This is a genomic window from Arthrobacter sp. 9E16 (genome assembly GCF_002929435.1).
GTDB classification, from domain to species: Bacteria; Actinomycetota; Actinomycetes; order Actinomycetales; family Micrococcaceae; genus Arthrobacter_B; species Arthrobacter_B sunyaminii.
In genome coordinates, this window is record NZ_PJIU01000001.1 from 578,850 (window position 1) to 591,481 (window position 12,632).

At 63.3% G+C, this 12,632-nt stretch carries 12 protein-coding genes; 9 read left to right on the forward strand and 3 right to left on the reverse strand.

Translation table 11 applies throughout. From position 1 onward, the window contains the following. The first annotated feature begins 97 nt into the window (after nt 1–97). The gene (locus CXR00_RS02710) at nt 98–1,444 is read left to right on the forward strand and encodes a DNA-binding protein (RefSeq protein WP_219816774.1); all 1,347 of its coding nucleotides are present in this window, start codon (nt 98–100) and stop codon (nt 1,442–1,444) included. Nucleotides 1,445–1,468: 24 nt separating this feature from the next. Here the strand turns inward: CXR00_RS02710 and CXR00_RS02715 are convergent, their stop codons facing one another. Beyond that, nucleotides 1,469–2,548 carry a sodium:calcium antiporter gene (locus CXR00_RS02715; RefSeq protein WP_219815975.1) on the reverse strand — a complete coding sequence of 360 codons (1,080 nt, stop codon included), beginning with the start codon at nt 2,546–2,548 and terminating at the stop codon, nt 1,469–1,471. A gap of 228 nt (nt 2,549–2,776) precedes the next feature. Beyond that, complete coding sequence (locus tag CXR00_RS02720) at nt 2,777–4,081, reverse strand: LuxR C-terminal-related transcriptional regulator (RefSeq protein ID WP_104052942.1); 1,305 nt, start codon at nt 4,079–4,081, stop codon at nt 2,777–2,779. A 161-nt stretch (nt 4,082–4,242) separates the two neighbouring features. Between CXR00_RS02720 and tkt the strand changes: the two genes are divergently transcribed. From tkt to CXR00_RS02760, 8 genes are all read left to right on the forward strand, one after another. Then, nucleotides 4,243–6,489, forward strand: coding sequence for a transketolase (gene tkt, locus CXR00_RS02725; RefSeq protein ID WP_104052944.1), 2,247 nt, complete (start codon nt 4,243–4,245; stop codon nt 6,487–6,489). Beyond that, entirely contained in the window at nt 6,467–7,609 is a 1,143-nt protein-coding gene (tal, locus tag CXR00_RS02730) for a transaldolase (protein ID WP_104052945.1), read from the forward strand. The genes tkt and tal overlap by 23 nt, the downstream gene beginning before the upstream one ends. Further along, nucleotides 7,591–8,274: a ribulose-phosphate 3-epimerase gene (gene rpe / locus CXR00_RS02735; RefSeq protein ID WP_104052948.1), complete on the forward strand. Its 684-nt coding sequence runs from the start codon at nt 7,591–7,593 to the stop codon at nt 8,272–8,274. Before tal ends, rpe begins: the two co-directional genes overlap by 19 nt. A 97-nt stretch (nt 8,275–8,371) precedes the next feature. Next, on the forward strand, nt 8,372–8,995 hold the full coding sequence (gene hxlB / locus CXR00_RS02740; protein ID WP_104053693.1) for a 6-phospho-3-hexuloisomerase: 624 nt from the start codon (nt 8,372–8,374) through the stop codon (nt 8,993–8,995). Nucleotides 8,996–9,050: 55 nt separating this feature from the next. Continuing rightward, nucleotides 9,051–9,674: a 3-hexulose-6-phosphate synthase gene (gene hxlA / locus CXR00_RS02745; protein WP_104052951.1), complete on the forward strand. Its 624-nt coding sequence runs from the start codon at nt 9,051–9,053 to the stop codon at nt 9,672–9,674. 157 nt (nt 9,675–9,831) lie between these two features. Further along, the gene (locus tag CXR00_RS02750) at nt 9,832–10,452 is read left to right on the forward strand and encodes a putative glycolipid-binding domain-containing protein (protein WP_258060254.1); all 621 of its coding nucleotides are present in this window, start codon (nt 9,832–9,834) and stop codon (nt 10,450–10,452) included. 94 nt (nt 10,453–10,546) lie between these two features. Further along, nucleotides 10,547–10,972 (forward strand): hypothetical protein, encoded by a 426-nt coding sequence (locus CXR00_RS02755; RefSeq protein WP_104052956.1) that lies wholly within the window; start codon nt 10,547–10,549, stop codon nt 10,970–10,972. Nucleotides 10,973–10,994: 22 nt separating this feature from the next. Next, nucleotides 10,995–11,486, forward strand: coding sequence for an HIT family protein (locus CXR00_RS02760; RefSeq protein WP_104052959.1), 492 nt, complete (start codon nt 10,995–10,997; stop codon nt 11,484–11,486). Between the two features lie 53 nt (nt 11,487–11,539). On the opposite strand, the gene CXR00_RS02765 is transcribed toward CXR00_RS02760, so the two are convergent. Next, nucleotides 11,540–12,526, reverse strand: a complete 987-nt coding sequence (locus CXR00_RS02765; protein ID WP_104052960.1) for a hypothetical protein — start codon at nt 12,524–12,526, stop codon at nt 11,540–11,542. Between the last annotated feature and the right edge of the window lie 106 nt (nt 12,527–12,632).

The window sequence follows — 12,632 nt, forward strand, 5'->3', positions numbered from 1 at the left end:
ACCACGTACAATCCGATGAGCAACCCCAAAGGGGTGATTTCCGATTTTAGCTGAGCAACGGCGCCAGCAGATGCTCCCCCAATCCGCCAAGGATGAGGTGAGAGGCGCATGGGAACGGTTCGTGCAGGGCGACGACGACGTCTATGGCGTGCGGCCGGAAGTCGCCATTTCCTGGCAGCGGTCCCGGGATCGCTACCGGGTCGACCCTTTTCTGTCCGAGGTGCCCAACGCTGTCTCGCAGGTGGCCCACTCACCCAATCAGGATGCTGTCTTTGCGGAGCTGGGGTTCTGCGCCGCAGCAATGGCAAACGAGGTGGCCAGTGCCGGGGGCATTGTGACCATTGCGGACGCCTATGGGCGGGTGCTGTCCGCCTGGGGCGATAAAAGCACCCGTTCGATCGCTACCGCGGGTGGACTCGCGCCGTGGCACTGCTGGTCCGAGGGTGCAGTAGGCACGAACAGCATGGGCACAGCACTCGAAACTCACCACGCGGTAATGATCAATCAGTCGGAACACTGGCTGCAGGCCTTCCACGACTGGTCCTGCGGGGCCATCGCGGTACGGGACGTAGTGAGCGGGGACCCCCTCGCCGTTCTGAACATTTCATGCTGGCGCAGTGACCTGCCGCTGTCCACCCGCAAATGGCTGGAGAACTCCGCCGCCCACACTCAGAACACCCTGCGCACCCGCGCGCGGGACAGCGGAAGCGAGTTGGTCGCCGCTTACGTCCAGGCCCGGGGGCGGACAAACGAGCCGCTGGTTGCCGTTGATCTCGCCGGCGGAGTGGTAATTGCAGACGACAGAGCGAGCGTCTTTCTCGGCGTACCCGGAAATGTCCCTGCAATTGACCCCGTGACGCGCTGGGCACCGCAGCTTCCGGCCTTCATCCACGCGGCAGGTTATGCGACGAAAAAGGCCAGCTCAGACCCTGGATGGACCGGGTCCACGAAGATCTTCACCGCTCTCTCCGACGAACCGCTATCGATCGGATTTCGTCCCGTCTTCCTTCACAAGTCTCTGATCGGGCATTTGATCTCGTTTGGTGCATCGTCAGGCGAGGAGTTCCCGCAGACGAAAAAAGGCAGCACGTCCCTAGGGCAATCCCGTCGGATAGTCGCGCTCCGCGGAGAGAACAGAATGGTTCTGCTGGCACCGTCAGAGGTCACAATGGCCGGTTCGGAAGGCAGCGACGTGTGGCTGCTCACGGATGAAGGCAAACTCCCGGCAGCCCAGTCCGGCTTGGAAAAGCTCGACCATGACCTGGCTGATACCGGTAACTTCCTGAGGGTACACCGTCAGTATCTGGTCAACCTCAGCCGTATCCGGGAGGTGGAACGCCGGGAGAAAGGGGAACTTGTTCTGATTATGGACGATGCAGAGAACACCCGCGTTCCGGTCTCCCGGCGTAACACCGGCGCGGTGCGCCGCGCACTGAGCATTTGAGCCTCTGAGTGCGCGGCAACCGGCTCAGTCCATCTCTACCGGTATCTCCCCGAACCCGAAGAAGGTGACCATCCAATAGACGGCGTAGAGACCCAGGAGGACAAAGCCGTGCCATCTGCGCAGGTGGCCTGTCCACAGGAAGTACGTCGCCAGCCAGGTCATCAGCGTCAGTGCCGGCAGGTGCCATGTGATCACCGAAGAGTCGACAATCACGCTGCCGAACAGCAGAAGCACGCCGAGTTTCGCCGTCACGGAGAAAACGGCGCTGCCGATCACGTTGGCGATGCCGATCTCGGGAGCGCCCCTCATTACCGGCCTGACCGTCAGGTACAGGTCTTCGAGAGTGAGCACCAGAGTGGCGATAGTAGCTCCGAAAACCGTCGCTTCCATGCCAAAGTCTTCCAGGATGCCTTCGGTTCCCTCGGCAACCAGATAGGCACCCAGGATCAGCCCGACGAGCGCGACGGCGGCCAGCGCCAGTGCAGGCCAGCCAGTGCGCCGATTTGCCTCCGGAAACGGCATTTCCTTGCCGAAGAACTTGTTGGTCCGGCCAGTTGGAGCTCCACCCTCGCCGCCGGTCAAGGTCAGCGTGTCAACGCTGGAACGGGCTCCGGTGCCGGAAGTGCGGGCGAGCTCATAAGCCTCAAACATCTCCGCATCGCGGAAGACCGGCCGGTTGGCCTTGGATTCCCGGCCGACAACGTAAACGAGGAATGCCAGGAACAGGCCCAGCAGAATGACTCCGTGGATAACAGTCATTGGCCCGGTTAGGAGGAACGGGATGAGGACGAGCGGCGTGAGTGCAAAAATGCTGAGGTAATCCCGCGGGATGCTAACCCGCGTCGGTGCCAGAATCGCCGCGATGGCGAGGACCAAGCCGCTGTACCCCACCGTGGTTCCAAACACGATGCCGACAGCAACCCCGTCCATTTCTTCTAAGTTGAAAACAACACCAAGGGCTACATCGTCGAACTCAATCCCGGTGAAGATGATGGCGAGCAAAAAGATCGAGGCGGTCAGGCCCCTCGCTGCGCCGACCAGATGAGTGACGAGTTTGTCGGCAGCGTAGATCAGTATCGCGGCCCCAAGAACGAACGTGATCATTGAAACCATATGTCTCTGACCAGCCCTTCCGATATGTGAGTACAGATGGACGCTCTGCCCTGCAGAGCAGGCAGGCCCTCGCTCGTCCGAGCCAGTTGAGAGGTAACCGTATGCTGGCCCGGGCAAGACAGCCAGAGACAACCGCCGAACCCCCGCACCGTGCCGCTCACCTGCCCTAACACGCCGTTCAGTCTCAAAACGGGACTGTTACCGGGGTTATCACACAGGTCAGAGTCCGTTGCTGTGTGCCAGGGCGATGGCTTCGGTGCGGGAGCCGACGTCGAGCTTTTTGAAGAGGTTCCGCACATGGAACTTGACCGTGTTCTCGCTGATGCCCAGCGTTGACGCGATGGTGCGGTTACGGTGCCCCGCGACAAGCAGCTCAAGGACTTCCAGTTCCCGGGCAGCCAGGTTCCAGCCGGCCGCATCCCGGGCGGGACGGGTGGTCAGGTCCAGTGGAAGCGAGACGAAGACATCGGCACCCCACCCCGGCATGACTTCCATCCGCAACTGTCCCGTCAGCGCTTTTACCCGGCGTTCCAGACCCCTGACACTGGCTGAGTCGGCGGTCAGCACGCCGCCGCCGTCGTCGCGCACGTTGATCAGCAGGTTTTCACCGTCGCAGTCCCAGCGCGTGCGGATTCTGCTGATGTCGGTTTGCTCCATCATGGTCAGCACAAGTCCGCGGACAATGGCCCGTGCTGCGTGCGCGACCTCGCCGGGGAGCGCGCGCCCGTTAAGGGGAGGCTCGATGAACTGGATCTCAATACCGCTGAAGCGGGTGAGCGGCCGCAGCTCCTCCCGCAGGCGTTCAAAAGCCCTGGCTACGGGTTCCTCCACCGCAGTGGTGGTGCGGTCGCTGAGGGCACGGATGCTGATCAACGCTTTGCCGGCGAGGTCAGTGACGGTTGAACGGGCCGCGGCGTCGTTCAACGATGCAGAACGCAGGGCTGCCAGAAGGGTTTCCAGGGTTGTGGAGTGCATATCGGTGAGTTCTGCGGTTACGCGCAGGCGTTCAGCCGAGGCTGCGCGCGACTCCAGCAGGTACGACGGCGGCGCGTCGGCGATTTTCTCCTGAATCCGCCGGGCGGCGATACGCCACAGATACTTCACCACATCCAGCTCGGCACCGTAGCTGCCGGCGCCGGGATGAGGATCGGTAACCACGAGCATCGCACGGCTGGAAACGTGTTCCAGAGCCAGCACGGGCAGAATGCGGCCCGCGATCTCAGCCTCTGTGAAAACGGGATTCTCACCTGAAAGCGCTGGGCGAAGCTTTTCGAGCTCGGCGATGGAAACCCGGGAGATGATCGATTCCTCACCGGCTTTCTTCTGCGGCCGTCCGGTGCAGTCCTCAGTAAAGATGGCCAGCGCGCTGCTTTTTAGGTAGGGAAGCATAGCGTTTCGCAGCCGTTCCGCTATGTCGGTCAAAGGAGCATCCGCCAATGACGCGACAGCGCGCAGAAACAGCCACGGAAGGCTCGACACAGACTCGGATTCTTCGTCCCGGGGCAGGCTGGTGACAGCACTCATGCGGTGAGTGTACGGGAGCGAAGCGTGTTTACAACCCTTAAGGGTAGTGAGAACCGTTCAAAAACAGTGTTACCCCTACCCGTAAGTTTCTCGATCATGAGTATCAGCCAAGGCATGTGGTGCCGCTACAGGCCCGATGACCGAATCAAGGGAGATACATCGTGAATCCGACAGCAAATGCAACGCTCACTGAGGAACCGGCAACACTGATCTGGACTGAACTCGATCAGCGGGCCGTGGACACGGCTCGCGTGCTGGCCGCTGACGCGGTGGAGAAAGCGGGCAACGGTCATCCGGGCACAGCGATGAGTCTGGCGCCGGCCGCCTACCTCCTGTTCCAAAAACTGATGCGGCATGACCCGTCGGATCCGGAGTGGACAGGACGTGACCGTTTCGTGCTCTCCCCCGGCCATACGTCGCTGACCCTGTACATCCAGCTCTTCCTCTCGGGTTACGGCCTGGAGATCGGAGACCTCGAGGCACTGCGCACCTGGGGCTCACTAACCCCGGGGCATCCCGAGTACCGGCACACCAAAGGGGTTGAAATCACCACGGGTCCGCTGGGCCAGGGGCTGGCCACAGCGGTGGGCTTCGCCTACGGGCAGCGCCGCCAGCGCGGGATGTTCGACGCCGGTGCTGCGCAGGGTGAGAGCCCGTTTGATCACACGATTTGGGTCATCGCCTCTGACGGCGATCTCCAGGAAGGTGTGACGGCGGAAGCTTCCTCTTTGGCCGGGCACCAGGAGCTTGGGAATCTAGTGGTGCTCTACGACGAGAACCACATCTCCATTGAGGATGACACGAACATCTCCTTCACCGAGGACGTCCTGAAGCGCTACGAAGCGTACGGCTGGCACACGCAGCGTGTCGACTGGACCAGGACGGGCGAATACATCGAAGACGTTGGCGAGCTGCACTCCGCGCTTCTGGCTGCTAAGGCAGAAACTTCCAAGCCGTCCATCATCTCGCTGCGCACCATCATCGGCTATCCGTCGCCGAAGCAGAACACAGGCAAGATCCATGGATCCGCGCTCGGAAAGGACGAAGTCGCGGCGCTGAAGGAAGCCCTGGGCTTTGATCCGGAGAAGTCCTTCGAGGTCGCCCCGGACGTCCTGGCGCACGCCCGCCAGGCCCTCTCCCGCGGCTCCGAAGCGCACCATGAGTGGGAGGAGCGCTTTGAGGCCTGGAAGGCTTCGAACCCCGACGGCGCCGCTCTCCTTGAGCGCATCAGCAACGGCACGCTTCCCGAGGGCTGGGACGCCGCCCTCCCGGTGTTCGAAGCGGGAAAGGATATGTCCACGCGGGCCGCCTCGGGCAAGGTCCTGAACGCCCTCGGCCCCGTGCTCCCCGAACTCTGGGGCGGCAGCGCCGACCTCGCTGAATCGAACAACACCACCATCGAGGGCGCCGCCTCCTTCATTCCGGCGTCCCGTTCCACCGGCGTCTGGAAGGGAAACCCGTACGGGCGGGTCCTGCACTTCGGCATTCGCGAGCATGCCGCCGCCGCGATCGTCAACGGCATCGTCATGCACAGCAGCACGCGCGCCTTCTCGGGAACCTTCCTGATCTTCAGCGACTACCAGAAGCCCGCCGTCCGCCTCGGCGCCCTCATGGGTGTTCCGGCGATCTACGTCTGGTCACACGACTCAATCGGTCTGGGAGAGGACGGTCCCACGCACCAGCCGGTGGAGCAGCTCGCCTCCCTGCGCAGCATTCCCGGGCTCGACGTCGTTCGCCCGGCGGATGCGAACGAGGTCGCCGTCGCCTGGCGCACCATTCTGGAGAACACGCAGAACCCGGCCGGCATCGTGCTCACCCGCCAGAATGTCCCTGTGTTCCAGCGCGGCGCAGGTGAGGCCCGGGGCGAGACGTTCGGGGCGGCGGAGGGTACGGCGAAGGGCGGTTACATCCTTGCAGAAGCGAAGAACGGGCTTCCCGACGTCATCCTGATCGGCACAGGCTCCGAGGTTCAGCTCGCCGTGGAAGCCCGCGAGGGGCTCGAAGCGGAGGGAATCTCCACCCGCGTCGTGTCCATGCCGTGCCTGGAATGGTTCAACGCACAGGATTCGTCCTACCGCGACGCAGTCCTGCCGCGCACCGTGCGCGCCCGGGTCTCCGTCGAGGCAGGCGTCTCGCAGGGCTGGCACGGCGTCGTCGGTGATGCCGGACGCAGTGTCGCCCTTGAGCACTTCGGAGCCTCCGCCGACTATCAAACGCTTTACCGCCAATTCGGTCTTACGGCAGACGCCGTCGTCGCGGCGGCGAGGGACTCCCTGGCAGCCGTGGCCGCCGAACCCCTGGCGCCCAACGGCACGCCGGCCATGCCGTCCGGCCACCGGGGAACCGAGACCGGCGACCAGCAGAAAAGCGGAAAAGGAGCACACCATGACCTCATCACCCACAACTGATCTCTCGGCCGCCGGCGTCTCAATCTGGCTCGATGACCTCTCCCGGGAGCGCATCAATTCGGGCGCCTTCAAGCATCTCATCGAGGAGCGCAACGTCGTCGGCGTCACGACCAACCCCAGCATTTTTGCCGCAGCGCTGAAGAAGGGCGAGTCCTATGCCTCGCAAATCGGCGCTCTCGCACAAGCGGGGGCCGGCGTCGGCCAGGCCGTTTTCGACATCACTACGCACGATGTTGCCCAGGCCTGCGACATTTTTGCCGAAGCCGCCAAGCGCACCAACGGAGCCGATGGCTGCGTCTCCATCGAGGTTGACCCGGGACTGTCGCGCGACACCGCGGGAACGGTTGCCGAGGCCAAGCGGCTGCACGCGAAGGTGCAGCGCACCAATGTCCTGATCAAGATCCCGGCTACCCGCGAGGGCCTGCCTGCCATCTCCACGACACTTGCCGGGGGCATCAGCGTCAACGTCACGCTGATCTTCTCCCTGGAACGCTACCGTGACGTCGTTGACGCCTTCATGCTTGGTCTCGAACAGGCCAAGGAGAACGGCCACGACCTGTCGCAGATTCACTCCGTGGCCTCGTTCTTTGTCTCCCGCCTGGACACCGAAATCGATGCACGCCTCGATGCGGTCGGAACTGACGAGGCGAAGGCACTCAAGGGGCAGGCCGGCGTCGCCAATGCCTGTTTGGCCTACCGGATCTTCCAGGAGCAGTTCGCCACCGAGCGCTGGCAGGCCTTGGAGGCCGCCGGTGCCCATGCCCAGCGTCCCCTCTGGGCTTCAACCGGAGTGAAAGACCCGAACCTCCCGGACACGCTCTACGTCGCGGGCCTCGTCGCTCCCCAAGTCGTCAACACGATGCCGGAGAAGACACTCGAGGCCGTGGCCGACCACGGTGTCGTGAGGTTCGATACCATCACCGGATCCTACGAGGAGTCCGAGAAAATCCTCAACGGCCTCGCGGCCGTCGGCATCTCCTACGACGAGGTAGTCCAGCAGCTCGAGACCGAGGGTCTCGACAAATTCGTTGCCAGCTGGGCGGAACTGCTGGCCGACGTCGAAGCTGCCCTCACACACGCCGCTCCCGAAAGGCAGACGCCATGCCCGGTTTCCCTCTGAAATGCTGCATCAACCCAAGCATCCTCTCGGCCGACTTCGCGAACCTGGAGTCCGAGCTCGCGCTCATAAGCAACGCCGACGCCGTTCACGTGGATGTCATGGACAACCACTTTGTTCCGAACCTGACCATTGGGCTGCCCGTGGTGGAGCGGCTGCAAAAGATCAGTCCCGTACCGCTGGATGCCCACCTGATGATCTCCAACGCAGACCGCTGGGCGCCGCAATATGCCGACGCCGGTTTAAACTCGGTCACTTTCCATGTCGAAGCATCGGAGGCCCCCATCAAACTCGCCCGCGAACTGCGTGCCAGAGGCACCAGGGCAGGTATGGCCCTGCGCCCGGCCACTGCGGTGGAACCGTACCTGGATATGCTGCCGGAACTGGACATGCTGTTGATCATGACGGTGGAACCGGGCTTTGGGGGCCAGGCATTCCTGGACGTCATGCTGCCCAAGATTCGCCGTGCCCGGGCGGCTGTAGAGGGTTCCGGAGTGGACGTCGCCATCCAGGTGGACGGTGGCATCACGGAAGAAACAATCACCCGGGCTGCGGAAGCCGGAGCCAACGTCTTCGTGGCCGGTTCTGCCGTCTACGGCAGGCCGTCGCCGGCGGAAGCCATCGAGTCACTGCGGGCGAACGGCCAGCGCGCCCTGACCCGTCCTTAAGGGTAGTCAAAACCGTTCAAAAACAGTGTTACCCCTGCCCGGAGTGCTCACCATCATGGATATCAGCCACAAGCGGCCGCAAGGCCGCTACAGGTCGATGACTGCTTTGAAAGGACAAACAGTGAATCCGACAACAGATGCACCGGCCATTGCGCCCGCCACTGAGAGTGACGTGCTCCGCAATATCTCCCTCGTCAAGGACGAAATCACCAACACTGCAGCCAAACTGGATGCCCGCGAGCTGGCCGGCCTCGCGGCTCATCTCAGCCAGGGCGGACGGGTGTTCGTTGCCGGGGCGGGCCGAAGCGGCCTGGTTCTTCGGATGGCCGCCATGAGGCTGATGCATCTGGGACTGACGGTTCATATCGCCGGTGACACCACTACCCCGGCTATCACATCCGGCGACCTGCTGCTGGTAGCTTCCGGGTCCGGAACCACGTCGGGAGTGGTCAAGTCGGCGGAAACCGCTGCGAAGGCCGGAGCGCGGATTGCAGCGTTCACGACCAACCCGGATTCACCTCTGGCCGGGCTCGCCGACGCCCTGGTCATTATTCCCGCCGCACAAAAAACTGATCACGGCTCGAGCGTGAGCCGCCAGTACTCCGGTTCGCTGTTTGAACAGGTCCTCTTTCTCGCCACCGAAGCCATCTTCCAGTCCCTGTGGGACAACACCGATGAACCCGCCGAGGACCTCTGGCTCCGGCACGCCAACCTCGAGTAACCACAACGTCCGCCGTCACAGCCCAACGCAGTCCCCTACAGAAAGAAGCAGCATCGTGAAACTTCAAGTAGCCATGGACCTCCTCACCACCAAGGACGCCCTCGAACTGGCAGGCCGGGTGGCCGAGTACGTCGACATCATCGAACTCGGCACTCCCCTGATCAAGGCCGCGGGGCTTTCCGTTGTCACAGCAGTCAAGGAAGCCCATCCGGACAAGCTTGTCTTCGCTGACATGAAGACCATGGACGCCGGCGAGCTTGAAGCCGACATCGCCTTCAAAGCCGGCGCAGACCTGATGACCGTGCTCGGTGTCGCCGATGATTCCACCATTGCCGGCGCCGTCAAGGCAGCCAAGGCGCACAACAAGGGCGTCGTGGTCGACCTCATCGGAGTTGCGGACAAGGTCACCCGCGCCAAAGAGGTCCGTGCGCTCGGTGCGGAGTTCGTTGAGATGCACGCGGGTCTGGACGAGCAGGCCCAGCCCGGTTTCGATCTGCAGGGGCTTCTCACCGCAGGCGCCGAAGCCCGCGTTCCGTTCTCCGTTGCCGGCGGGGTGAAGGTGAGCACCATTGGAGCGGTTCAGCAGGCCGGAGCCGACGTAGCTGTAGCCGGCGGCGCCATCTATGGCGCAGCCGATCCGGCCCTGGCCGCCAAGGAACTGCGCGAGGCCATCGCCTAGCTCCCGAAGGGCGCCCCCGTCGAGTGTCCGGGACACTCGACGGGGCGCCCCGGAGCACATCGGCATGGGCCCGCCGCTCCTGCCGCACAGCAAGCACAAAAACCTCCCGTTGCCGCCTACCGCCCGGTAACCATAATGTGGGGGAATGGAAAACTGCGTGCAACCCGCCCGAACTCTCCGCTGGCAGGGCCTGGAAGACACCGCACGCCATGACACCGCAGCCGTATCGTTCCGGGACCGGGAGCTGGCTGCCGGCGGCACCTCGGTCGCCGAGGAGTACACCGCCTCGTGGACCCTTTCCACCTCGCCGGGCTGGGTAACCACCCGCTTCTGCATCCGGGTCGAAGCACCTGACTGGTCGCGTTCCCTGGAGCTCACGCGCTCCCCCGAAGGAAAATGGACTGCCGACACGCAGGTATCAGGGAACCGGAGCCTGCCTGCTCCCGGCATCGAGGACGCCGGCGCGCTGGACAACGCCCAGGACGTGGACCTTGACCTGTGTCCTCTGACCAACACCATGCCCATCCTCCGCCTGGACCTGCTGAACGCGTCAGCTCCTGCGGATGACACCAAACTCACCATGGCCCGGGTGGAAATGCCAAGCTTGCGGGTGCTCCCCAGCGATCAGGTCTATTCCCAGGTTTCGGCCTACGGCGAGGACCGGGGTTACGGTGTGGTCCTCTTCAGTTCCACTTCCCGCGGGTTCACCGCCGAGCTGACCGTGGATTCTGACGGTGTGGTCATCGACTATCCGGGCCTTGCCCGCCGCCTGCCCTAACCCTGCCTTCCCTGGCCCCGGCTGCCGGGTGCACCGGGCTGCCTCCTCCCGCGGCTAGGATTGAAGTACACCATCCGCAATTTTGGAGACCCCATTGAGCCAAATGTTCCTGGACAAATTCAAAGCCCTGGTCCCCAAGTATCTTGAGGACGACTGGCGCGAAGAAGAAGACGGCATCCCCGCCGACATCCTCAATGAGATGCTCGACGCCCACGATTTCGCCATTCCCCTGGTGCTGCGGGAGTTCTACCTTGCCCTGGGCAACAGTGAAGACCTCATGGAGGCCTACCACTTCTTCTGGGATCCGGACGAGCTGGAAATCGAAGACGGTTATCTGCTCTTCCTCGAAGACGAGGACGAGAAGTTTGTCTGGGGCTTCCGTGTGGATCAGCTGGACGTGCCGGACCCGATCGTGTGGCGGCGCAACAACGCCCGCGGCGACTGGCAAAGCGAAGAGGGCACCTTCAGCGAATACGTCTTTGACATGTTCGAGTGGGTCTTCGAGGAAGATCCCAACTAACCCTTCCCGGAAGGAGCCACGCATGCAGCAGCCCGGCACCGTCGATGAGGTGTGGCCCAGCCACGCGCCGGAGAACTACCAGTGCCCGTTCTGCGACATGGCGTCCGGAGAGTTCGCGTTCCCGGACAACCTTTGCGAGCCCGGAGACCTGGTGTATTCCGACGAGCTGGTACTGGCGTTCATCGCGTCCCACGGCTTCGATCCGGAGCCGGGCCACGTCCTGGTGACGCCCCGGGAACATTTTGAGCTGCTGTATGAACTGCCCGACGACGTCGCCGCCCGCCTCATGATTGTCACCCGCGACATTGCGGTGGCCATCAAGAAGGCGTGGCGGCCCGACGGCGTCACCACCCGGCAGCACAACGAGCCCGCCGGCAGCCAGCACGTCTGGCACTACCATCAGCATGTACTTCCCCGCTGGGACAATGACGGGCTCTATTTCACGCCCAAGCGCCCGATCGTGGACCCCGCCGTCCGGGCCCGGAAGGCCGCCGAACTTCGCGCCGTCCTATAGGGCGGAGCGACCCGGCATTGATGCTGCGCCGCGGGGTATTGCCGGCCCTGGCCCTACGGCCGTGACCTGTCAGTCTTGGGTTCACGGTCCGGGCTCCAGGCATGGGAGTAAAGGCCAAGCGCGGCTTCCTCCTGAGGAGCAATGCCAAACCGGTTGATTAACCTTCGGCTTTGATAAAGGGTCAAGAACTCCGCGCTGCGGCTGATACGGGCCTTATCCGCCTGGTATAGGTAAGAATCCATGGCGCGACCCCAGCGCTTACGCCAGGTGTCGACGGACGGCTCGGCAGCGATGGCGGACATAATATTGAGTGCGGGAACGATCTGCGCAGCCGTCCGCAATGTCAGGGCTTGGCGTGCGCGTTCTGCCTGGGGTCCAAAAGACTCCGTGCAGCTGCGCAGATGCCTCGTCCAGTAGTAGTCCCAGCTAAGCGCCCGGCGATCCGGCCAGAGTGACGAACGGGGTCCGCGCATCATGGCGTAAGCCGTGTCGTGGAGAAGCAGGGCCGCAAACGCCGAGCGGGTGCCTGCGGCGGGAAAACGGCCCAGCCCCCAAGCCGCGAGGTCCGAGGAGAGTTCCGCCACCTCGGAGGTGAGCGCAATACCCTTGATACCTCCGAAGGAAGCCATGACAGCCTCGATGTGGGGCGTGGCAGGCGCGCCCTGAGGTGGCGGGTATTCGCCGCGGTGCATCTCGAAAAGATCCAGCTCCCCAAGCTGGGGCGAGCACTGGAGCACGAGAGCCTGCGCAAAGCGCTTCAGCCGGCCCGCGATCTCGCCTCGGACCAAAGAATGCACCTGCACGCTCGGTTCACTGGCATCCAGACGCCGTAAGTAGAAACTCCGCTCGGCCCCCAAGAATCTGGCCTGGGCCATCAGTGGCGTGACCACATGCCTAACGACGGCGTCACACACCTCCGCTCGCGCCGGCTGCACCGTCAGCACCCACCAGCCCGTCACATCAGCCTTCTGCGGCAAGGATCTGGCCGACACCGCCCCCACCTGCTGCACTTCTCGGCGCGTGGCCACAACCTGGCTCATGATCTCTCCCTCTGGCATCCACTACAACGTAGTGGATGCCAGCGTTGCAGAGACCCGGAAGGTACCTTCTGACCTGCAGAAAACTATAGTAAGTATGCTTATGACG

Coding starts and splice junctions, on each gene's coding strand:
- CXR00_RS02715 (WP_219815975.1), bottom strand. CDS start 2,548: ATGATCACGTTCGTTCTTGGGGCCGCGATACTGATCTACGCTGCCGAC.
- CXR00_RS02760 (WP_104052959.1), top strand. CDS start 10,995: ATGCAGCAGCCCGGCACCGTCGATGAGGTGTGGCCCAGCCACGCGCCG.
- tal (WP_104052945.1), top strand. CDS start 6,467: ATGACCTCATCACCCACAACTGATCTCTCGGCCGCCGGCGTCTCAATC.
- hxlB (WP_104053693.1), top strand. CDS start 8,372: ATGACTGCTTTGAAAGGACAAACAGTGAATCCGACAACAGATGCACCG.
- rpe (WP_104052948.1), top strand. CDS start 7,591: ATGCCCGGTTTCCCTCTGAAATGCTGCATCAACCCAAGCATCCTCTCG.
- CXR00_RS02765 (WP_104052960.1), bottom strand. CDS start 12,526: ATGAGCCAGGTTGTGGCCACGCGCCGAGAAGTGCAGCAGGTGGGGGCG.
- CXR00_RS02720 (WP_104052942.1), bottom strand. CDS start 4,081: ATGAGTGCTGTCACCAGCCTGCCCCGGGACGAAGAATCCGAGTCTGTG.